This window comes from gamma proteobacterium symbiont of Scutellera amethystina, from assembly GCF_059730845.1.
Genome location: NZ_AP035935.1, coordinates 689,722 through 711,170 on the forward strand (window position 1 = coordinate 689,722; position 21,449 = coordinate 711,170).

22 protein-coding genes are annotated in these 21,449 nt (G+C 57.6%); 15 read left to right on the forward strand and 7 right to left on the reverse strand.

The genetic code is table 11. From position 1 onward, the window contains the following. Positions 1-45: 45 nt before the first annotated feature. A complete protein-coding gene (locus AC6I79_RS03210; RefSeq protein ID WP_413230764.1) occupies positions 46-201 on the reverse strand; it encodes a helix-turn-helix transcriptional regulator in 156 nt (51 codons plus the stop codon). 19 nt (positions 202-220) lie between these two features. On the opposite strand from AC6I79_RS03210, the gene AC6I79_RS03215 reads away from it, so the two are divergent. Next, positions 221-1,367, forward strand: a protein-coding gene (locus AC6I79_RS03215) for an IS3 family transposase (protein WP_159377929.1) whose coding sequence is annotated in 2 segments (ribosomal slippage) — positions 221-468 and positions 467-1,367 — 1,149 coding nt in all. Because the reading frame shifts where the segments join, the coding sequence is not laid out codon by codon here. Positions 1,368-1,558: 191 nt separating this feature from the next. Beyond that, on the forward strand, positions 1,559-2,344 hold the full coding sequence (locus tag AC6I79_RS03220) for a hypothetical protein (protein WP_236569472.1): 786 nt from the start codon (positions 1,559-1,561) through the stop codon (positions 2,342-2,344). A 158-nt stretch (positions 2,345-2,502) separates the two neighbouring features. Here the strand turns inward: AC6I79_RS03220 and AC6I79_RS03225 are convergent, their stop codons facing one another. Next, positions 2,503-3,018: a hypothetical protein gene (locus AC6I79_RS03225; protein WP_159377928.1), complete on the reverse strand. Its 516-nt coding sequence runs from the start codon at positions 3,016-3,018 to the stop codon at positions 2,503-2,505. A gap of 966 nt (positions 3,019-3,984) precedes the next feature. On the opposite strand from AC6I79_RS03225, the gene AC6I79_RS03230 reads away from it, so the two are divergent. Together AC6I79_RS03230 and AC6I79_RS03235 are read left to right on the forward strand one after the other, a co-directional pair. Beyond that, positions 3,985-4,863 (forward strand): AraC family transcriptional regulator, encoded by an 879-nt coding sequence (locus AC6I79_RS03230; protein ID WP_159377927.1) that lies wholly within the window; start codon positions 3,985-3,987, stop codon positions 4,861-4,863. A 143-nt stretch (positions 4,864-5,006) separates the two neighbouring features. Continuing rightward, positions 5,007-5,336, forward strand: a complete 330-nt coding sequence (locus AC6I79_RS03235) for a DUF1493 family protein (protein ID WP_159377926.1) — start codon at positions 5,007-5,009, stop codon at positions 5,334-5,336. A gap of 37 nt (positions 5,337-5,373) precedes the next feature. Here the strand turns inward: AC6I79_RS03235 and AC6I79_RS03240 are convergent, their stop codons facing one another. Then, a complete protein-coding gene (locus AC6I79_RS03240) occupies positions 5,374-6,153 on the reverse strand; it encodes an NAD(P)H-dependent oxidoreductase (protein WP_159377925.1) in 780 nt (259 codons plus the stop codon). A gap of 90 nt (positions 6,154-6,243) precedes the next feature. On the opposite strand from AC6I79_RS03240, the gene AC6I79_RS03245 reads away from it, so the two are divergent. The 4 genes from AC6I79_RS03245 (at position 6,244) to AC6I79_RS03260 (ending at position 10,512) form a co-directional block, all read left to right on the forward strand. After that, entirely contained in the window at positions 6,244-7,134 is an 891-nt protein-coding gene (locus tag AC6I79_RS03245) for a LysR family transcriptional regulator (RefSeq protein ID WP_159377924.1), read from the forward strand. Positions 7,135-7,294: 160 nt separating this feature from the next. Next, positions 7,295-8,164, forward strand: coding sequence for an SDR family oxidoreductase (locus tag AC6I79_RS03250; protein ID WP_141496405.1), 870 nt, complete (start codon positions 7,295-7,297; stop codon positions 8,162-8,164). A gap of 43 nt (positions 8,165-8,207) precedes the next feature. Continuing rightward, positions 8,208-9,386 (forward strand): arabinose transporter, encoded by a 1,179-nt coding sequence (locus AC6I79_RS03255; protein WP_088516723.1) that lies wholly within the window; start codon positions 8,208-8,210, stop codon positions 9,384-9,386. Positions 9,387-9,465: 79 nt separating this feature from the next. Beyond that, complete coding sequence (locus AC6I79_RS03260; RefSeq protein WP_058776427.1) at positions 9,466-10,512, forward strand: DUF1176 domain-containing protein; 1,047 nt, start codon at positions 9,466-9,468, stop codon at positions 10,510-10,512. Positions 10,513-10,545: 33 nt separating this feature from the next. Here AC6I79_RS03260 and AC6I79_RS03265 read toward each other — a convergent pair whose 3' ends face one another. After that, positions 10,546-11,166 (reverse strand): TetR/AcrR family transcriptional regulator, encoded by a 621-nt coding sequence (locus tag AC6I79_RS03265; RefSeq protein ID WP_159377923.1) that lies wholly within the window; start codon positions 11,164-11,166, stop codon positions 10,546-10,548. A 231-nt stretch (positions 11,167-11,397) separates the two neighbouring features. On the opposite strand from AC6I79_RS03265, the gene AC6I79_RS03270 reads away from it, so the two are divergent. Together AC6I79_RS03270 and AC6I79_RS03275 are read left to right on the forward strand one after the other, a co-directional pair. Further along, positions 11,398-12,627, forward strand: a complete 1,230-nt coding sequence (locus tag AC6I79_RS03270; protein ID WP_127834575.1) for an MFS transporter — start codon at positions 11,398-11,400, stop codon at positions 12,625-12,627. Between the two features lie 56 nt (positions 12,628-12,683). Next, the gene (locus AC6I79_RS03275; protein WP_498027568.1) at positions 12,684-13,652 is read left to right on the forward strand and encodes an alpha/beta fold hydrolase; all 969 of its coding nucleotides are present in this window, start codon (positions 12,684-12,686) and stop codon (positions 13,650-13,652) included. 49 nt (positions 13,653-13,701) lie between these two features. Here the strand turns inward: AC6I79_RS03275 and AC6I79_RS03280 are convergent, their stop codons facing one another. Continuing rightward, entirely contained in the window at positions 13,702-14,385 is a 684-nt protein-coding gene (locus AC6I79_RS03280) for a YecA/YgfB family protein (protein WP_058771427.1), read from the reverse strand. A gap of 206 nt (positions 14,386-14,591) precedes the next feature. Here AC6I79_RS03280 and AC6I79_RS03285 point away from each other — a divergent pair, with 206 nt between their 5' ends. The 4 genes from AC6I79_RS03285 to AC6I79_RS03300 all read left to right on the forward strand — a co-directional run bounded on the left by AC6I79_RS03285 (position 14,592) and on the right by AC6I79_RS03300 (position 18,395). Continuing rightward, positions 14,592-15,611 carry an isopenicillin N synthase family dioxygenase gene (locus AC6I79_RS03285; RefSeq protein ID WP_058780927.1) on the forward strand — a complete coding sequence of 340 codons (1,020 nt, stop codon included), beginning with the start codon at positions 14,592-14,594 and terminating at the stop codon, positions 15,609-15,611. An 18-nt stretch (positions 15,612-15,629) separates the two neighbouring features. Then, positions 15,630-16,412 carry a MetQ/NlpA family ABC transporter substrate-binding protein gene (locus AC6I79_RS03290; protein ID WP_159377921.1) on the forward strand — a complete coding sequence of 261 codons (783 nt, stop codon included), beginning with the start codon at positions 15,630-15,632 and terminating at the stop codon, positions 16,410-16,412. Between the two features lie 111 nt (positions 16,413-16,523). Beyond that, complete coding sequence (locus AC6I79_RS03295) at positions 16,524-17,861, forward strand: serine hydrolase domain-containing protein (protein WP_413230763.1); 1,338 nt, start codon at positions 16,524-16,526, stop codon at positions 17,859-17,861. A gap of 39 nt (positions 17,862-17,900) precedes the next feature. Next, positions 17,901-18,395 (forward strand): RcnB family protein, encoded by a 495-nt coding sequence (locus tag AC6I79_RS03300; RefSeq protein ID WP_031279558.1) that lies wholly within the window; start codon positions 17,901-17,903, stop codon positions 18,393-18,395. Here AC6I79_RS03300 and pdxR read toward each other — a convergent pair. After that, positions 18,385-19,836 (reverse strand): MocR-like pyridoxine biosynthesis transcription factor PdxR, encoded by a 1,452-nt coding sequence (gene pdxR / locus AC6I79_RS03305; RefSeq protein ID WP_141496399.1) that lies wholly within the window; start codon positions 19,834-19,836, stop codon positions 18,385-18,387. The genes AC6I79_RS03300 and pdxR overlap by 11 nt on opposite strands. Positions 19,837-19,941: 105 nt before the next feature. On the opposite strand from pdxR, the gene AC6I79_RS03310 reads away from it, so the two are divergent. Continuing rightward, positions 19,942-20,652: a GNAT family N-acetyltransferase gene (locus AC6I79_RS03310; protein ID WP_104093737.1), complete on the forward strand. Its 711-nt coding sequence runs from the start codon at positions 19,942-19,944 to the stop codon at positions 20,650-20,652. 25 nt (positions 20,653-20,677) lie between these two features. Here the strand turns inward: AC6I79_RS03310 and AC6I79_RS03315 are convergent, their stop codons facing one another. Next, positions 20,678-21,229, reverse strand: coding sequence for a hypothetical protein (locus tag AC6I79_RS03315; RefSeq protein WP_159377920.1), 552 nt, complete (start codon positions 21,227-21,229; stop codon positions 20,678-20,680). Between the last annotated feature and the right edge of the window lie 220 nt (positions 21,230-21,449).

Genomic DNA, 21,449 nt, shown 5'->3' on the forward strand with positions numbered 1-21,449 from the left:
TTAAATTTGATATTGAAATTTGAAACAGATTAAAATGAGAACAGATTAATTTCTGGATTCGTAAATACGGTAATATAACCACTCTTCCAAATCGCTTTTTAGCCAACGGGAAGCTCTGCCAAGCTTAATAGGTTTAGGGAATGCCCCATCCTGTATCTGAATCGCCACGGCTTTAACAGACACCTCGGAGTCATTTAAGATGGCTTAAAGAGAGGTGCCCATGAGCGGTAAGCGTTATCCCGAAGAGTTTAAAATCGAAGCAGTCAAACAGGTTGTTGATCGCGGTCATTCTGTTTCCAGCGTTGCAACACGTCTCGATATCACCACCCACAGTCTTTACGCCTGGATAAAGAAGTACGGCCCGGACTCATCCACTAATAAAGAACAGTCAGATGCTCAGGCCGAGATCCGCCGACTCCAGAAAGAGCTGAAGCGGGTTACCGACGAGAGAGACATACTAAAAAAACCGCGGCGTACTTCGCAAAACTGTCCGACTGAGGTACGCCTTTATCCGCGACAACCGCCGTTGCTGGCCTGTTCGTTTGCTCTGTCGGGTTCTGGACGTCCATCCGAGTGGATTTTATGTCTGGCTTCAGCAGCCACATTCACAGCGTCACCAGGCAGACCAGATGCTGACCGGGCAGATCAAACAGTTCTGGCTTGCGTCTGGCTGCGTCTATGGTTATCGCAACATCCATCTGGACCTGCGGGATAGCGGGCAGCAGTGCGGAGTGAACCGGGTCTGGCGGCTGATGAAGCGTGCCGGTATAAAAGCTCAGGTTGGGTACCGTAGCCCACGGGCACGTAAAGGCGAAGCCAGCATCGTGGTACCGAACAGGCTCCAGCGGCAGTTCAATCCGGACTCACCAGATGAGCGTTGGGTGACGGACATAACCTACATCCGAACTCACGAAGGCTGGCTGTATCTGGCCGTGGTGGTTGACCTGTTCTCCCGGAAAGTTGTCGGCTGGTCAATGCAATCCCGCATGACAAAAGAGATTGTCCTGAACGCATTATTAATGGCGGTGTGGAGGCGTAATCCTCAAAAACAGGTACTGATTCATTCTGATCAGGGCAGTCAGTACACGAGCCATGAGTGGCAATCGTTCCTGAAATCACACGCTCTGGAAGGCAGCATGAGTCGTCGCGGTAACTGTCACGACAACGCGGTTGCGGAAAGCTTTTTCCAGCTACTGAAACGCGAACGGATTAAGAAAAAGATCTACGGAACACGGGAAGAAGCCCGCAGTGATATTTTTGATTACATCGAAATGTTTTATAACAGTAAGCGTCGGCATGGCTCGAGCGATCAGATGCCACCAACTGAATACGAAAACAAATATTATCAACGGCTCGAAAGTGTCTAGATTATCCGTGGCGATTCAATGCATTACGAAAATGATTGTGCTGTTGTCTAGTAATTTCTTTATGAAATGCTTAAAATCAAAATAGATGAAGATATGAATTAATTCAGTTAATTGATATATGATGTGATCAATTTTTAGTTGGGTTAAAGATAGTGCTTGTGGTATAAATCAGAACTAAACAGGGGGGTGATATGATATATAAAACTACCGTTAATAAACTTGTAACCTTTAACTCCAAACTTGATATGTCTCAAAAAATAATAAGGAATCTTATTGTTGCAGTCGTCATTTGTTTTCTTATTGATTTTCTGGAGTTAGAAAGTTTGTGGAAGGGGAGCTTTATCCTGATTTTGATTTACTGGAGCTTTTCGGTGTTCCATAGTCTAATTAGTATATATAAAAAAGCATATGAAACAATATTGGGTAAATGGATTCTGATACTAGGAGGTACGCTTTGTTTGAATTTTGCCCTATGTCTTTCAGGTGTGGTGATCAATGATATAACTTCAGTTTCACCAACAAACTTCCCTCACTCCTTGATATTTATTGCGGCTTCGATGATTCCTTTGATCGTGCCTCTTGGTATGATCTTACTGTTCGCGGTTATTTTGGTATCAGTACCTATATGGGGCTGGTTTTTTGTGTATGACGATAAACTTAAGAAATTCTTAGTGCCAGGATATGAACCTAATCAACAGAGGTTTTTGCACAAAACCACTTTAATAATCCAGGTTATATCTTTAATGATTTATTGTGCTTTTATTTTTCAAGTTTCACGACTCATAGGTAATGACTATATATCTTATATCAGTAATAAATCTCAAGGGATGATTTACACACTCGAGATGTTTGATAAAAGTCCATGTGCCAACATTAATAATGCTAAGGTTTCATTTTTAGGTGATGGCAATGTTCTGGTTGCGACTAGGAATAATGATAAATATTCATTCAAAGTTATGAAGTGCGAGATAAAATAGTAAAGAATGCTTTGTTATAGTTATAGCATGTTATTTTAATAGGGAGCTTTGCCATTGTCTTAGCTTCCTTTGCGCCGCATGTTTTATATTTGGGGATGTGATAGTATTAATTAAAGTATACCTATCATTATTAAACACTTTTTTTCTAAAATAAAAAATTAAACTTCTCGCGATCCAAGGCTTACAGACAGCTGCCAGTTCTTAGAATTGGCCCTATTTATTATTTCTGGTATTGTTGTTACCAGTTTATCTCCCGTTATTTTGTTGTGTAGTACAACTATATGCCTATCGCCGAGAAGTTGTGATGCTATTATTTCGTTCTCAGTAATGGCAAAGAAGAAATTCCTGAAGTCCGGAGTGGTAACCCTTTTTTGATTGCAGGTTTTAAGTTCAATAAATGTTAATGATTTTAATATTCCAGCCAAGGAGCTAACGTCACTAAAGTCAATACTTACATTTTCAGGGATAGAAATAAAATCAAAGCTTGATGCCTTTATTTCAATATCTTCAAACTGCTTCAGCGCAGCTAGCAGATTTTTCATGTCTTTCCCTTTAGGTCTTTTTATCCATAAAGCTTGTGAGTCAAGTAGGCTGCGTTCCCCTAATATTCCATTTTCTGAAGAATTTCTGGCGATATGTGCCCTCTTTGATTCAATCAATTCAAGTAGACTCACCGTAATTTCCTTTTAGCTTAATATTGCATACAGAAATTTATCACATTTCATTTTTAAGGCAATGTTAAACTGCTATTACTCTTCCGATTGCGGGAACAAATGGAACTCATGAGGGGCCGATCCTCGCTCATTGAGACAACAAGTTCTTCGATACAGCCCGTCTTGTGCCAAAGGATGTCGTTGTTAATATTAGGATGTATCGATGAATGGGCGAAAGTTAGGAGGTATGATGGTAACTAGGGAAAGCATGAAACTATGGACCATAGAGTGCCTTCGGGAACGGGGTGGTAGCGCTTGGCCACGTGAAGTTTCAAAGTACGTATGGGACAGCTACGAGGCTGAGCTTAGGGATTCCGGCGATATGTTGTATACGTGGCAATATGACATTCGTTGGGCCGCTCAACAATTGAGAAACGAGGGTACTCGAAAACCAGTAAATAGACGCAGAGATTTGCCATGGGAACTAGCAAAGCAAAGCAAGAGTTAACGTTCATTTCGCAGCCAAATCTGACTTTGTTCTGAGTGGATGGTAATTGATACCTCTGAAGAAAACTTTCCTGCCAGCCTGAACCTTGCTTTGATAGCCATATCGGTGTTCTACTGATATGGCTTTATACCCATTAGTAAGGTCTATTTTTTATACGGATTTTAACTTGTGGGTACAAGTGCGGGTATAGCTATTTATTCCTGCTTATAAACTACATTTATATCAGTCTGTTAGGTGTGAAATTCGAGTCCGGCCTTCGCCCCATTTAGCATGAACCGTTCATTCATCATATTCAATGCTTAAAAAGCATGATGCCCAAGTCTGCCAGGCCTCAAATAATCGCGCAACGTAAGCGCATAATCCCCCCGCTGATTCACAGCAAAAATCATCACCGCTCTTTACTCTCCCTCAAAACTCCGCAAGATCCATCAGGCCCACTCCCAGCCATACGGGCATACTCATTCCCCAGAGAGGATGCTATGCCAGTAAACAAAAACGATCACCGCGAGACTTACCGCAAGCGCTTTGACAAAGTGTTCGACTACATCGAACGCCATCTTGATGAAGCGCTGCTGCTGGAGCAACTGAGTGAAGTGGCGCACTTTTCGCCGTACCACTTTCACCGCCAGTTCAGCGCCTGGTGCGGCATGCCGCCGGGGCGTTACATCCAGCTGATGCGGCTCAAACGGGCGTCGTACCGGCTGGCATTCAATCCGCACGAGAAAATCATTGAGATTGCGCTCGATGCCGGTTTTCAGCATGCCGAATCATTCAGTCGCGCCTTTAAGCAGGTATTTGACGTGACGCCGAGTGAATTTCGTCAGCAGCCGGTATGGATTACCTGGCATCAGCGCATGCCTCAGCCACCCGTCAATCGGAGAGAGAGTATGTCAGTCGAGATTAAAATGTTTCCCACCACGCCGGTGGCGATGCTCACGCATCACGGCGATCCGCAGCGCATCAACGAAACGGCGGCGCAGTTTATTGCCTGGCGCAAAAGCAGCGGCGCATCGCCGGTGCGCAGCAGCCAGACGTTCGGCGTCGCGCCGCACGATCCGGCCAGCACGCCAGCCGGGGATTTTCAGTATCACCTTTGCGGTTCGGTGACGGCGCCGGTTAACGAAGACAACGCCTTTGGCGTCGTCAACAGCACCATTCCCGGCGGACGCTGCGCGGTGCTGCGTCATCACGGCTCGCACAGCGCACTGACCGAGCTGGCGCGATCGCTCTACAGCGAATGGTTGCCGGCCAGCGGTGAAGAGCTGCGCGATTTCCCGCTGTTCTTCCACTATCACAACTTTGTGCATGAAGTGGCGGAACACGAATTGCTGACGGATATCTATCTGCCGCTTAAGTGATAAGGGTCCCGGTAGCAATGGCTACCGGAATTTTTATGCAGGATTGCGATACGTATTCACGGCTGACATTTTTTTCCTCCTGCCTCACGGCAAGGCATGGCAAAATGCCCTGCGATCCAATCAGCACAGGCGAAGAGGCGACGATGACAGAGCAACTCGAACAGCGTATCTATGAACTGGTGCGGCGCTATGACGGCGTGTATCTGTTCAAGCAGAAAACGCTCACGCCGCAGATTGATATCGACAGCGATCTCAACTTCGAGCGCGACGAAGCCGCCGCGCTGATGGAGGAGTTTTTCAGCGAGTTCGCGGTCGATCGCGCTAATTTTTCTATTGAAACCTACTACCCGGACGAACCGTCGCTGGCGCAAATCCTCAACCCGTTCAATAAGCGTGAAGTGCCGGTGGTGCCGGATTTCACGCTGGGCATGCTGATTGCGTCGGCGCAGGCGGGGCGCTGGCTGTTTGAATAATACGGCAGCGCGTCGCTGCGGTTTGGCGGCCTGCGGCTCAGCGCGCCACGTGCACGCCAAATCCGCGCTCGCATTCCGCAAGATCCTCGCGCAGCGTCAGCGCCGGAATCTCATATTCACCGCCGTTCTGGCGACGGAAGGCAATCGGTTGATCCTGCGCTAAGCGATCCAGTCGTTGCGCCAGCGCGGCGCACCAGTCGGCGAAGCGTTCCTGCGCCGACTTCTGCACGCGATACAACACCAGCGGTGGCAATACGCTAAAGCCGGGATAGAACAGCATGCCGTGCTGGATCGGGAATAGCAGATCCTCAATCGGGCCGTTGATGCCGCGCGGCGCGTAGTGCGACTCCCAGCCGCCGGTGGTCACCACCAGCATGGCGCGCTTGCCGGCGAGCGTGCCTTCGCCGTAGCGATCGCCCCAGTGATGATCGTTGTGCTCGCCGACGCCATAGGCAAAACCGTTGGCATACACGCGGTCAAACCAGCCTTTCATGATTGCCGGCATCGAAAACCACCACAGCGGAAACTGAAAAATCACCGTGTCGGCCCAGCGCAGCTTCTCCTGCTCGGCGGCAATGTCCGCTGCCTGCAGCTGGTTGTCGTAGGCGAAACGCGAATCCAGCGTGGCATCAAAATGCGCGCCCACCGGGGGCGCCAGCGTATCGGCGGCATCCAGCTGCGCTTTCCACTGCATGGCGTACAGATCTGACACCTGCACCTGATGGCCCGCCTGCTGCAGATGATTCACGGCAAAGTCTTTCAGCGATCCGTTCAGCGAGCGCGGTTCCGGATGGGCATACACAATCAAAACATTCATGGCGGTATCCTGTGAGATGAAAACCGCTGCAGGTTAAGCCAGCGCTGGTTATAGTAGAAATCAATTACTGATATCTCAGGTATAGCTAGCATGAATATGCACTCGCTGGATTTGAATCTGCTGCAAACCCTAGACGTGCTGCTGGTGGAGCAGAACGTGACGCGCGCAGCGCAGCGCCTCAATCTGTCGCAGCCGTCGGTAAGTGCTCAGCTGGCGCGCCTGCGGGTGCTGTTTGACGATCCGCTGCTGTTGCCTGGTCCGCGCGGCATGCTGCCCACCGCCCGCGCCGAGGCCCTGCGCGAGCCGCTGCGTCTGGCGCTGGAGGCGCTGGAGCGCGCGGTGGCACCGCCGGCAGCGTTCGATCCGGCGCGCGCGGAGCTTACCTGGCGCATTGCCGCCACCGATTACATGTCATCGGCGCTGATCCTGCCGGCGCTGAAACTCATTCGTGAAGCGGCACCGCGCAGCCGCATGGCGGTGTTCGCACTCAATCCGCCGCAGGTGGCGCAGCAGCTGGAGAAGGGCGAGCTGGATATGGTGTTTCACACCGGCGACAACGCGCCGCCGACGCTGCATCAGCGCCGCTTGTTCAGCGAGCGCTACGTGCTGGCTGGCCGGCACGATCATCCGCAGCTGCAGCAGCCCCTGACGCTGGACCGTTTTTGTCAGCTGGAGTTTGTGATGGTTTCGCCGGATGGCGGCGGCTTCAGTGCGGCCACCGATCGCGCGCTGGCAACGCTCGGCCGCACGCGCCGCGTCGCGCTCTCGGTGCCGCATTTCCTGTTTATGCTCGACACGCTGGCCAACAGTGATTTGGTCGCCGTGCTGCCGGAGCGCCTGGTGCGAAACGCGCCGCAGCTCCGCGTGCTTGCACCGCCGCTGCAGATTGAAGGGTTTGACATCCTGATGCTATGGCACGAGCGCCTGCATCGCGATCCCGCCCAGCAATGGCTGCGCCAGCAGATTGTCGCGGCACTGTAAACCTGAACTCTCGCCGAATAAGTCGCGGTCTTCATGCCCTCAGGCCTTGTCCGACAAGGCTTGCTCCTGCATTGCTGATGCGATTAGCGCCACCGCTCCACAGCACGCATCATATCAACACGACGAAACACTCGCGTTTTAACGTGCAGGGGAGAAGACCATGCAGATATTTGTCACCGGGGCCACCGGCTGGGTGGGTTCAGCGGTAGTGGAAGAATTGATCGCGGCAGGCCATCAGGTAACAGGGCTGGCGCGTTCGGCGGAAAAAGCCGTGGCGCTGGCCGTCACTGGCGCACAGGTTATTCGCGGTTCGCTGGAAGATGCCGACGTGCTGCGTGACGCCGCGCAATCCGCGGACGCCATCATTCATACCGCGTTTAACCATGATTTCTCGCGCTTCGTGCAGAACTGCGAGCAGGACCGTCAGGTAATCGAGCTGCTCGGCGAGGCGATTGCCGGATCGGATCGCATGCTGCTGGTGACGTCCGGCCTGTCCGGTATGGCGCGCGGAGCGACGGAGCTGGATCAGCCGCAGCCAGTGTCACCGCGTCAGTCGGAAGCGGCGGCGCAGGCGCTGTCGCAGCGCGGCGTGCATGTGGCGACAGTACGGCTGGCGCCGTCGGTACATGGCCTCGGCGATCACGGTTTCGTGCCGATTCTGGTGCGGCTGGCGCGTGAGAGCGGGATTTCCGCCTGGTGCGGCAGCGGTGAGAACTGCTGGTCCGGCGTGCATCGTCGCGATGCGGCGCGCGTCTATCGGCTGGCGCTGGAGCAGGGCGTCACTGAACGCGTTTATCACGCGGTGGCCGATGAGGCGGTGCCGTTCCGCGCAATCGCGGAGACGATAGGGCGCCAGCTCGGATTGCCCAGCGGCGAGCGCGACCGGGCACACTTTGGCTGGTTCGCTAACATGGCGGCGGGCAACATGGCGGTCTCCAGCCAGCGCACGCGCACGCTGCTGGACTGGTCTGCAACCCGCCCGGACCTGCTGAGCGAGCTCAATACGCCGGCCTATTACACCCATCTCTGATATCACGCTGCCGCTGCGTGCGGCAGTTTTCTGGATTATATCGATGAAAAATAATGTATTTATCACCTTGCTGCCGGTGACGCTGGCGGTGTTTATCGCTTTTCTCACCATGGGGATGCAGCTGCCGGTGCTGCCGCTGCATCTGCAGCAGAATCTCGGTATGGATACGCTGGCGATCGGCACGGTCATCGGCGCACAGTTTGTCGCGTCGCTGCTGACGCGTTCGTGGGCGGGCAACTTCGCCGATATGCGCGGCGCGAAACGCGCGGTGCTGGCCGGGCTGTTGGTGGTGGCGAGTTCCGGCGTGATCTATCTGATTTCGCTGCTGTTCATTGATCGGCCTGCCAGCTCGGTAGCCATCCTGCTGCTGGGGCGTGTGGTGCTGGCGCTGGGCGAGAGCCTGCTGGCCACCGGCGCGCTCGGCTGGGGACTCGGGCTGGTGGGACCGGCCAATGCCGGCAAAGTGATGGCGTGGATTGGTATCGCGATTTACGGCGCCTGGGCGCTGGGTGCGCCGCTGGGCGTGGCGATTTATCACGGCTGGCACTTCACCGGCATCGCCATGGCGATCATCGTGGTACCGCTGCTGCCGCTGATGTTTATCACCCAGGTGCGTGCTGTCGCGCCGACCTCGACCAAACGCACGCCGTTCTACAAAGTCATGGGCGCGGTGTGGCGGCCGGGACTGGGTCTGGCGCTCGCCAGCGTCGGCTTTGGCATGATCACCGCGTTTATCGCGCTGCTGTTTGCGGCCAGGGCCTGGGGCAACGCGTCGCTGGCGTTCACCGCGTTTGGCGTGGCGTTTATCGCGGCGCGCCTGTTCTTTGCCCATTTGCCGGATAAGCTGGGCGGCGCGCGCGTCGCGCTGGTGTGCGTGCTGATTGAAGCCTGCGGTCAGCTGCTGATTTGGGGCGCGGATAGCGCGACGCTGGTTTATCTCGGCGCGGCGCTGACCGGTTTTGGCTATTCGCTGGCCTTTCCGGCGTTCGGCGTGGAAGCGGTGCGCCGTGCGCCGCCGCACACCCGCAGCCTGGCGATGGGGGCTTACGTGGCGTTTCTCGATATCGCGCTGGCAGTCACCAGTCCGCTGGCGGGCGCGCTGGCCGCCCACCGCGGCGTGGCTTCGGTGTATCTCGCTGGCGCAATTGCCGTGGCGCTGGCGATGCTGGTGGCGCTGAGCCTGATGGCGCGTCAGCCACAACCACAGGCAGCGATGGAATAAGACCCGCCGCAAAAAATTCACTTCTCCCGCGCCGCAAAAATCATCACACTAGCCACCTTTACCATTAGGGAGAGATGGCATGAAAAGCCGATTGCTGCTGGCGCTGACGCTGTTCGCCAGCCTGAGCACGCCGTTGTGGGCCGACGAAGGCGTCTCGTTTAGCCATAAAGACTGGGAGCTGGCTTGTGATAATACGCTGACCTGCCGCGCCGCCGGCTACAGCGCCGAAGAGGGCGCGGGCGGATCGGTGCTGCTGACGCGCGCCGGCGGGCCAGACAGCCTGACGCACGGGCGCGTGGTGCTGGCCGATACCGGCGACGATGATGCGCAGCAGGTGAATGCGCTGGCGCTGTGGATTGACGATCGCGCGCTGGGCGAAGTCAGCAAAGCGGAGAACGATGAGTGGACGCTAAGCGACGCGCAGACCCAGGCGCTGATCGCCGCCATCAAAGGCAGCGCCAGAGTGGAGTTTCGCGGTGCGGCCGAGCCGTTTGAGCTCTCCGGCAACGGGGCCTTTGCCACGCTGTTGAAAATGGATGAGGCGCAGGGACGGCTGAACACGCCGGGCGCGCTGGTGCGCAAGGGTAATCAGCCGGAAGCCAGCGTACCGGCGGCAGTGGCGATGCCGGTGATCCAGCAGGTCCATGTGCTGAAAGCCGCGCCGCGCCCGCTGACGCCAGATGAACTGGCACAGGTCAAGCCAAAGCTGATTGCCTCGCTGACCGATGATGACAGCTGTGACAATCTCGCGCCGTCCGACGATCAGCCAGAAGAGGGCGCAGAACCGCCTACGCTGACGCCGGTGGATGCGCAGCACGTGCTGATCGCCGCGCTGTGCTGGCGCGGGGCTTACAACGAAGGCTACGGTTTTTGGCTGCTGGATAACGCGCTGCAGGGCACGCCGCAGCTGATCACCGATTCCGGATCTGATTATCATGACGGCGTGATCAGCGAAGCGCAGAAAGGGCGCGGCATTGGTGACTGCTGGAGCACCGCTGCATGGGTGTGGGATGGCCGCCAGTTCGTGCAGAGCAGCGAGGCCACCACCGGTATGTGTCGTGCCATCCGCGCCGGCGGCGCATGGCAGCTGCCAACGCTGGTCACCGAAGTCAAACCGGCGGGGTAATGTTCAGCGTGCGTCGCCAGGCGGCTGGGGCGCTTAATCCGTCACGGATTTCGCCGCGTCCCACACGGCCATGACGTGGGCGATGGCGGTATCGATCTGCGCGCCGTTGACGCCATCGCGCACCAGCACCGACACGCCCAGCAGAAAAGCGTCGAGGGCGATGGCGAGGGCGGCGGCATCGGTGTCGGCGCGCAGTTCGCCGCTGTCGATGCCGCGCTGCACGCAGGCCGTCATGCCTGCCAGCGTGCGGGCGCGTGAGCGCTTGAGCGGCTGCGTGACGTCCGCGTGTTCGGCGGAAGGCGCACTCATCACGCCCAGGCCGACCATACAACCCAGCGGATGGCCGGACTCACACTGCATGCTGGCCGAGCGCCGCAGCGCGGTCTCCATTGCGGTACGGGGCGGCAGGCTGTTATCCCACAGCGGCTCCACCACCTGCGCGTAGGTCGATAGATAACGCTGCACACACTCCTGAAACAGCGCCTGCTTCGAGCCAAAGGCCGCGTAGAAGCTCGGTGCTGAAATTCCGCCGGCAATTCCCGCCTTCAGCTGCGTTAACGATGTCGACTCATAGCCGTGCTGCCAGAAAATCTTCATCGCCTGTTCAATGGCCGCATCACGATCGAACGTACGCGGCCGTCCCATAGTGGCCATCTCAATGCTCCGTTAAGCTCAATGTTTAAATACTAATCGATACATAAGTCGTTGACAACGGTCTCGCGCGTCAACTAATGTATCGATCAGTATATATCTGTGCCGGCGGGCGGCGGATAGCGTATCCGCAGGGTTGTTCCTGAACCGTAACAGGTTGTCGCACTTCGCCAATTTATATACTGATCGGTACATATAATTTCAACGAGCGGCGCGCGCCTTACCTGCACGCTGATGACATCGGGAACGCTGATTGTGACAATTTTGAATACCGCCGCGGATAAAACCCGGCCGCTACCGCTGGGCGCGCTGCTGGCGCTGGCCATGACCGGTTTTATCTGCATCATCACCGAAACCTTACCGGCCGGACTGCTGCCGCAGATGGCGGCGGGCCTCGGTATTTCCACCGCGCTGGCCGGGCAGACCGTAACCGTTTATGCGCTTGGCTCGCTGCTGGCGGCGATTCCACTGACCATTGCCACCCAGGGCTGGCGCCGCCGTAACGTGCTGTTGCTGGCTATCGTCGGTTTCCTGATTTTCAACTCCATCACCACGTTCTCGACCCACTTCGCACTGACGCTGGTGGCGCGCTTTTTCGCCGGCGCAGCGGCGGGACTCGCCTGGAGCCTGCTGGCCGGCTATGCGCGGCGCATGGTGCCGGTCCATCAGCAGGGCAAAGCGCTTGCCGTGGCGATGGTCGGCACGCCGATTGCGCTGGCGCTGGGCGTTCCCGTCGGTACCTGGCTGGGCACGGCGGTGGGCTGGCGCACGGCGTTCGGCATCATGTCAGCGCTGACGCTGCTGCTGATCGGCTGGGTGCTGCTGCGGGTGCCTGACTATCCGGGACAAAGCAGCGATCAGCGTCTGCCGCTGCGCACGGTGTTCATGACGCCAGGCGTGCGCCCGGTGCTGGGCGTGGTGCTGGCGTGGATGACGGCGCACAACATTCTCTACACCTACATTGCGCCGTTCGTTACCCAGGCGGGTCTCGCCGGGCAGGTGGACAGCGTGCTGCTGGTGTTTGGCATCGCGGCGCTGGCGGCTATCGGCCTGGCCGGTCGCCTCGTCGATCACCACCTGCGCGTCGCCGTGCTCGGCAGTCTGGCGCTGTTTGCGCTGGTCTCGCTGCTGTTCATCTGGCTGGCGCGCTTGCCGCTGCTGGTTTATGTCGGCGTGGCGCTGTGGGGGCTGACGTTTGGCGGGGCGGCCACGCTGCTGCAAACGGCGCTGGCGGATGCGGCGGGCGAGGGCGCGGATGTGGCGCTGTCGATGAACGTGGTGGTGTGGAACAGCGCGATTGCCGGCGGCGGTCTGGCCGGTGGCGTGTTGCTTACTCACTGGGGCGTGGCGTCCTTCCCGCTGGCGCTGCTGTTGCTGCTGGCGGTTGGCTTCCTCATCGCACTGCAGGCGCGTCAGCACGGTTTCCAGGCCGGCGCGCGGCACCAGCGCGTACAAGGTCACTGACCTGCCGGGCTGACTTAAAAAATTTAACCCACTGTTTTAAATGGCATTATGACAAAATGGAGATCAATCACGTGTTCAAAAAATTACTGTTAACCCTGCTGCTTGCCTCGGCCGCGCTGTTTTCCGCCGCCAGCACTGCCGCGGATGAATTCCCGCTGCCCGCCGGTTTTACCAGCAGCTATCAAACTGTGGATGGCGTGCGCCTGCATTATGTGAAGGGTGGCAGCGGACCGCTGGTGTATCTGGTGCACGGTTTCGGACAGACGTGGTACGAATGGCACCAGCTGATGCCGGAACTGGCAAAAAACCACACCGTCGTGGCGGTGGATCTGCCGGGGCTGGGGCAGTCTGACGTGCCGCATTCGTATCGCGCCACCGATGTCGCGCCGCTGCTTTATCAGCTGGCACAACAGTTCGCCGGCGGCAAAAAGTTCGATCTGGTGGCGCACGACATTGGTATCTGGAATACCTATCCGCTGCTGGTGAAACATCAGGACAGCATCCGCCGCGCCATCTTTATGGAAGCGCCGATCCCGGATGAAAGCATCTATCAGTTCCCGGCCTTTACGCCTGAAGGCGAATCCCTGGTGTGGCACTTCAGCTTCTTTGCGGCGCAGGGGAAGCTGGCTGAGCAGCTGATCGCCGGTAAAGAGCGCCTGTTCTTCGAGCATTTCATCAAAGAACATGCCGCCAACAAAGCGGTGTTCACCCCGGCGCTGCTGGATCTTTACAGCAAATCCTATGCAAAACCGCACAGCCTGAATGCCGCCTTTGAATATTACCGGGTGCTGAATCAGGGAGTGGCGGACAATAAAGTGCTCTCCCGCGAGAAAATTGCTGTGCCGATGCTGGCGATTGGCGGTGGCGGTCACGGCGGACTGGGTGCCTATGAGCAGCAGGTGGTCAGCCGCTACGCCTCGCAGGTCACCGGCAAAGTGTTACCTGGCTGCGGTCACTGGTTACCTGAAGAGTGCCCTGCGCCGCTGAATGCGGCGGTGATGGAGTTTCTCGCGTCCGGGAGATAACGCGGTGCGCAGGCCAGTTTTAGCGCTGGCCTGCGTTGAGGTGAGCGCCTCAGGCTTTATTCAGGCAGCACTGCTTAAACTTTTTGCCGCTGCCGCACGGGCAGGGATCGTTGCGACCGGTTTTTTCACCGGCAAAATGCGGCAGCTGCGGAGCCGGATCGGGCTGCGCCATGCGCTGTTCCTGCCAGTATTCGTGCAGTTCCAGCGCCGCCGGGCGAATCGCCTCGATGCTGGCCTCAAACGCGTCCGGGGTGAAGGCTTCACGCTGTGCCAGCTGTTCTTCACTGCCGTGCAGCGCAATCGCCTGCAGCGCCGGTTGCTGTGCCGCCGGCAGCTGCGCCCAGTCCGCATCCAGCGCTACGCCGCGCATATAGCCATAGCACCAGTCTTCCACCACGGTAAACAGCTGGCCTTCCATCTCCTGCTCGCCGAACAGCGGATCGAACTGCTCCGGGTACTCCGCCAGCCGCTCGGCGATGTCATTGAAGTGCTGGAAAGTCAGCGCCATGAAGCGGTCCATTTCGCGCGCGTTCGCCCATTGGGGAATCTTCTTCTCACCGCCCCAGATCGCCACCAGCCATTCGCTCGGTTCGATGTCGTTCGGGCCGGAGAGCAGGGCAGTCAGCATGCCGTCCAGTTCGGCGGTGTCCACCACGGAGTGTTCGTTGCCATATTTTTCCAGCATGTCATCAAGCCAGTTCAGCTCTTTTTCGGTTAACGGACCCTGATTCATCCGGCGTCTCCTGCGGTGTGCATTGGTGGGCAAAAATTGCTGGGCGCGATTATAGCGGCAGCGCGCCTGATTTACCGCTTTTTGCATATCGATAGCCGAAGTGCGCCTAAAAAGGAATCGCCATAACTTATCGCGCAACAGTATTGGCGGGAAACGGCGGCGAATGTCAGCGTAAACGCAGGATTTACCGATAGCGAGGAGACAACATCATGGCGGATACCCTGCCAGTACTGGATCTGGCCCTGCTGGAACTACCGGACGCAGAGCAGGCAGCTTACCTGGCGCAGCTGCGGGAGACCGCGCGTGACGTCGGTTTCTTCTATCTGGTTAATCACGGCATCAACCCGCAACTGCTGCACAACGTGCAGAGTATCACGCGGGCGTTTTTTGCCCTGCCGCAGGCGGAGAAGCAGCGCGTGGCGATGATCCACTCGCCGCATTTTCGCGGCTACAACCACGCCGGCGTGGAATACACCCGCGACCAGCGCGATCAGCGTGAACAGTTTGATATCGGTGCCGAACGCGCGGCGCTGACGCTGCAGCCGGGCGATCCAGCATGGAAACGGCTGCAGGGGCCCAACTTATGGCCGGAGGCGTTACCGCAATTGCGTCCGGTGATGCACGCCTGGCAGCAGGCGATGACCGCCATCGCGCTGCGCCTGCTGCGGGCCTTTGCCAAAGCGCTGGCGCTGCCGCCGGATGCGTTCGACGCGCTGTATGGCACCCAGCCTAATGAGCACATCAAGCTGATTCGTTATCCCGGTCAGGCGGCAGAAGCCAGCCAGCAGGGCGTCGGCGCACACAAAGACTCCGGCTTCCTCACCTTTTTGCTGCAGGACGATCAGCCCGGTTTACAGGTGGAAGTGTCACCCGGTCACTGGGTGGATGCGTTGCCAAAACCGGGCGCGTTTGTGGTCAACATCGGTGAACTGCTGGAGATTGCCAGCAATGGGTATCTGCGCGCCACCGTGCACCGCGTGGTGTCGCCGCCGGCTAATCGTGAACGCGTGTCGATCGCTTTTTTCCTCGGTGCGCAGCTGGACGCCGAAGTACCGCTGTATCAGTTGCCGCCGCAGCTGGCGGCAGAAGCCCACGGCCCGACCAGCGATCCTGACAATCCGCTGCTGCGCGAAGTGGGCTGGAACTACCTCAAAGGGCGTCTGCGTTCCCATCGCGATGTGGCGCAGCGCTATTACGCTGATGCATTAAGCACAGTGAAATCATAAGAAACGTAAGGAAAGCCCATGCAGAAAACGATGATAGCGTCACTGGCCCTGATGGCCCTGTTCAGCAGCGTGGCGTCCGCCGCGGCACTGCGCGTGGCCGCCGATCCGGTGCCGCACAGTGAGATTCTCAACTACATCAAACAAACCGACAAACAGCTCGACCTGAAGGTGATCGAGCTTAACGGCAATTTAAACGCCAACGAGCTGCTGGCGCGTGGCGACGTCGATGCCAACTATTTCCAGCATGTGCCTTATCTGCGCGATCAGGAAAAAGCGCTGGGCGAAAAATTTGCCGTGGTGGCGACCGTGCATATTGAGCCACTCGGGATTTACTCGCACAAAGTGAAATCACTGAAAGATCTGCCGGATGGCGCGCAGGTGGCGGTGCCCAACAACGTCACTAACCTGAGCCGCGCGCTCTATCTGCTGCAGGCCAACGGCCTGATTACGCTGAAAAGCCGCAGCGCCAGTACGCTGGTGACCACGGCGGACATTAGCGACAACCCGCACCAGCTGAAGATCATTGAAGTTGAAGCGCCGCAGCTGCCGCGCGCGCTGGATGATGCGCAGCTGGCGATTATTAACGGTAACTATGCCCTGCAGGCCGGGCTGGTGCCGTCAAAAGACGCACTGGCGCTGGAACAGGCAAAGGATAATCCCTATGCCAACGTGCTGGTCACCACGCCAAAGCTGGCCAGCGACCCGCGCATTCTCGCGTTAGCGAAAGATCTCGAATCAAAGCAAACTGCTGAATTTATCAACCAGCACTACAAAGGATCGGTTATCCCGGTTAATCAATAATGCCCGGCGCCACCTGCGGCTGACAGGTGGCGAACCCGCTGTTCTGTGGTATATTTCGCCACCAACACCAGTGGCACCTGCTGCATAACATAAAAAATAACTTATCAATTGATGGCTACTTCCCGCTTCGTCAGGCTTCAGTGGCTGACGCTTTCTCGCGCCTGGTTGCACCTGCGGCTGTCAGCCCTGTGTCTGCTGCTCAGCGGCTGCGGAACGCTGTCGCAAACGTCCGCGCCGGTGGGCGATCGCGTCTATCTTTCCCACGCCTCCTTCCATGAAAACGTCGATGACATTGTGCGCCACTACATGCAGCAAAAGCAGGTGACCGGCATCAGCATCGCCATTATTCACCAGCGCGGCGCGCCGCAGTTTTACAGCTATGGCGTCACCGATGCGCGTCAGCGTTATCCCATCACGCCGGATACGCTGTTTGCGCTGGGCTCGCTGAGCAAAGGCGTTACCGCAGAGGTCATTATCGGGCTGGTGGATCGCGGCGAGCTGCACTGGAACGACACGCTGGCCACGCTGCTGCCGCGCGGCGTGCCGCTGAGTGAGGATGCAAAACGTATCACGCTGCTGCAGCTGGTCACGCACACCTCAGGGCTGCCGCGTCAGGATATGGATCTGCCGATGTTCCTGAAATTTATGGCTTACCTGCGCAGCGGCGAAAATTTTTACGGCAATCTGGATAGCGATGCCGTGCTGAGTTATCTGGCCGATTTCAGCGCCCCCGCGCACCCGGCGGCGCAGTACTCCAATCTCGGCTATGCGCTGCTGGGCTATATTCTGCAGCATCGCCTGCATCAGGACATTGAAACGCTGGCGCAGCATCAGCTGTTTGGTCAGCTCGGCATGACCAGCAGCAGCTTCCATCCGCAAACCCTGCGCGGCTATCCGTGGCGCGCGCTGGGCCACGCCGGCGATCAGCCGAAACTGATCGCGCGTGGTCAGCTGACGCCGGACTGGGCCTTTCGCGGCAATATGGTGGCGGCCGCCAGCCTGTACAGCAATGCGCGCGATCTGATTCGCTACCTCGATGCGCATCTGCACAGCGATGCACACGGCGCGCTCGGTCAGGCGCTGGCGCAGGTTAATCATCCTTATGAGCAGCATGGCAACCAGGCGCAGAATATCGCCTGGGTAACCGATACCTATGGTCAGCAGCAGATCACGTATCAGGTGGGGTATATTGGCGGTTATGCCAGTTTTATCGGCTACGATCGCGCCCACGGCAATGCCATCGTGGTGCTGCAGAATGCCTTCAACTGGAGCAACTATCTCGGCATTGCGCTGCTGCGTGATTTGGCGCGTAAAGATCGCCGGGATATGAACACGGTTGCTTGCAATTTTGCTGCTCAGCAAAGCGCGCCGCCTGAGGTATGCTGTGGAGCGAAATTTGACGCGCTAAGCGCGGCGCGGGAACCTTCCGCACGTGGCGCTTGTCAGTAAATGGGACAGTTAAATAATTAACCAGAGTGGAAATCACCAATGCGCAGGACACACGTCACCCTTCTTTCAGCAGGAATTTTTCTGGGCGCTTTAAGCCTGACGCCAGCAGCACTGGCAGAAGGTGAGCAAACCGATAGCGTACCGATGCCGCCGCAGGTGCAGCAAACCGCACCGGACGCCTCAGCGCCAGCGGCCACCAGCGATGCGCCCGCCAGCAGTGAACCGGCAGAATCCAGTGGCGATGTTGCGCCGATTCGCCCGTCACAAAACGGTCCGGGTGAAGCGCCATCCGCCGCCAATAATTACGATCTGCACACCATCATCATCGATTACAAAGAGTATAAAGTCGGTGACGTCGTGCCGGATGAGTACCGTAAAAAGCAGTACACCATCGTTGAGTGGCAGCCGCGCCACCTGCCTGCACCGCAGGAAGGCACGCACTGGGCTTACATCAACGCTAACTACATCCTGATCACCGACGACAGCGGCAAGATCGTGATGGGCAAATCCGGCGACATTTTCTTCAAGGGTTAATGCCCGGCAGCAGGCGCGCTAACTGCGCCACGCCTGCCATTATCTGACTGGTGCTGGTATTACCGTATCCCAGCACCAGTCCCTGCTGTTTTTGCCCGCCCAGATAAAAGCCTGACAGCGCGCCAGGCGCATAGCCATGGCGAAACAGCTGCGCCGTCAGCGCCACATCATCCACCGTATCCGCCAGCGGCAACACCAGATGCATACCGCACTCACCGCCCAGCAGCGGCACCTGAGCACCAAATGTCTCCTGTAGCGCAGCCCGCAGCGTGGCCTGCCGCTGACGATACAGGCGGCGCATTTTGCTCAGGTGGCGATTGAAATCCCCGCTGCGTAAAAACAGCGCCAGCGCCTGCTGTTCCGGCCGGTTACCGCCGCGTAACAGCTCATGCAAGGCTGGCCGCAGCCGTGGCAGCAGTGGGGCGGGCAGCACCATGTAGCCGATGCGCAGCGCCGGAAACAGGGTCTTGCTGAAGGAGCCGATGTAAATCACCGGCGTCGGCTGCGCCATACCCTGCATCGCGGCAATGGGCTCGCCGCTGTAGCGAAAATCGCTGTCGTAATCATCTTCAATAATCCACGCCTGATGCCGCTGTGCCGCCGCCAGCAGCGCCAGCCGGCGCGCGGCGCTCATGATCGCGCCGGTGGGATACTGATGCGTCGGCGTGGTGTAAATCAGCCGTGGCGGGCGCTGCTGCCAGTCCTGCGCTGTCGGTGCCAGTCCCTGCGCATCTACGGCAATCGGTTCGATCTGCAGATCGCCGAGGCGCATCGCCGCTTTGGCGCCGCGATAGCCCGGCTCTTCCACCCAGCCGGTGTCACCACGATTGGTGAGCAGCGCGACGCACAGCGTCAGCGCCTGCTGCGCACCTTCGGTAATCACAATCTGCTGCGGCGCACAGCGCACGCCGCGCGCCAAGGCCAGATGCTGCGCCAGCGCCTCACGCAGCGCCAGCTCACCCAGCGGATCGCCGTAGCCCAGCAGCTGTGCCTGCTGCGCGGTTTGATTGAGCGCGCGACGCCACTGCGCCAGCGGGAAATGCGCCAGCGCCGGCGTGCTCGGGCGCAGCGCCAGCTCCTGGCTGGAGAGGCGATGCAGCGAATGCAACCGGGCAGCGCGCGCGGAAACCGGCCAGTCGGTGCTGTCGTCGGACGCCTGCGCCGGCAGCGGCGTGTGCGCCAGCCGGCTGACGCGGCTTCCCTGGCGGTCGCTGAGGATAAATCCTTCCGCCTGCAGCTGTGACCAGACGGCGATCACCGTATTGCGCGACACCTGCAGTTCAGCCGCCAGCTGGCGGGTCGCCGGCAGGCGCGTGCCCGCCGCCAGCTGACCATTCAGTATCGCCTGGCGCAGCCGCTGATACAGCTGCTGTTGCAGCGTCAGGCTGCCGTCGGCCTCTAACGGTGCCAGCAGCAGCGATTGCCGGTTTAATGCACGCATCGGCGCCTCCGTGGATCTATCGATTTGTCACATTGTGGCGCTTTTTCCGGAACCAGCAAAGTGGCACGCTGCACGCTGTCACTCTCACACAGAAGGAATCGCCGTATGTCATCGCAGACCAATCGTTATGGACAACCCATCGGCCCGGCGCTGGAGGCGTGGCAGCCGCGCCCGCTGCCGCAGGGGCAGATTTTCACCGGCCAGTATTGCCGGCTGGAGCCGCTGGATGCCGCACGTCACGGTCGCGAGCTGTATGCGGCTTATGCGCTGGCGGAAGATGACCGCGACTGGACCTGGCTGCCGGTCGGGCGCTTTGACGATGAAGCGTCTTATCTGGCATTTGCGCAGCAGTGCCAGCAGAGTCCGGATTACCTGCACTTCGCGGTTATTGACCGGCAAAGCGGGCAGGCGGTCGGCTCGCTGGCGCTGATGCGCATTGAACCGCAGCACGGCGTGATGGAGGTCGGCTTTGTGGTGTTCTCTCCGTTGCTGAAGCAAACCCGCATGGCCACCGAAGCCCACTATCTGCTGATGCGTTACGCCTTCGAACAACTCGGCTATCGTCGCTACGAGTGGAAATGCGACAGCTGTAACCAGCCGTCGTACAACGCCGCACTGCGGCTGGGCTTCCGTTATGAAGGCACGTTCCGTCAGGTGGTGGTGTATAAAAATCGCAGCCGGGATACCGCCTGGTTCTCTATCATCGACAGCGAATGGCCGCAGGTGAAGCTGGGCTTTGAGCGCTGGCTGGCGGCAGACAATTTCGACGCCCGTGGGCAACAACGCGCCAGGCTGGAGACATTACGTCAGGCCTGACGCGCGGGCCGGGCTGGCTACCCGGCTAACCGGCAAAAATATATTTGGCGGCTGACAACACAAAGGCACTGGCCATCGCCATCATCAGCCGCCGATGCCAGAGATTATCGCGTTTGAGCTCATTGAAACCGAGCTGCATGCGATGGTCGAGATCCAGCAGGCGCTCATCCACTTTTTCAAAGCGTTTATCAATTTGCCTGAATCGCTCATCGATTTGTTCAAAACGTTGATCGATTGTCCTGAATTGCGCATCCACCTTTTCAAAGCGTTTATCGATTTCTTTGAATTGCGCATCCATCTTTTCGAAGCGTGGATCGATTTGTTCAAAGCGTTGATCAATTTTCCGGAATTGCTCATCGACGTTATCAAACCGCAGCTCAATGGCCTTAAACGTATGGCGGACCTCATTTTCAAAATGCCTGAGGCTCTGTGCCAGTTTATCGACACGTTGCGCGGTGGCGTGATTTGCCCGCATCACGCCTTCCATGGCCTGCGAAAGGTGCGTTTTGGTCAGGCTGTTTTCCTGCTGCATTTCGGCAAAAATGTCGACCATCACTTCGGCCTGGTGATCGGCCACGCCCGCCTGCTGCAGCGCTTTGAATGCCTTATGGGTGTTCATCATCGTCGGTATCATCCCTGTTGCTCCTGGTCGCCTTTCCTGTTGCCAGTAAGGTTATCCAGGTGGTGATAGTTGCACCATGTGATGATGTGAATTTTGCGCGACGTCTCGAAAAATATCAATTCGTACAAAGAGTAACGCTAAGCGGCAATAAAAAGGGCCTGCACGCTGGCAGGCC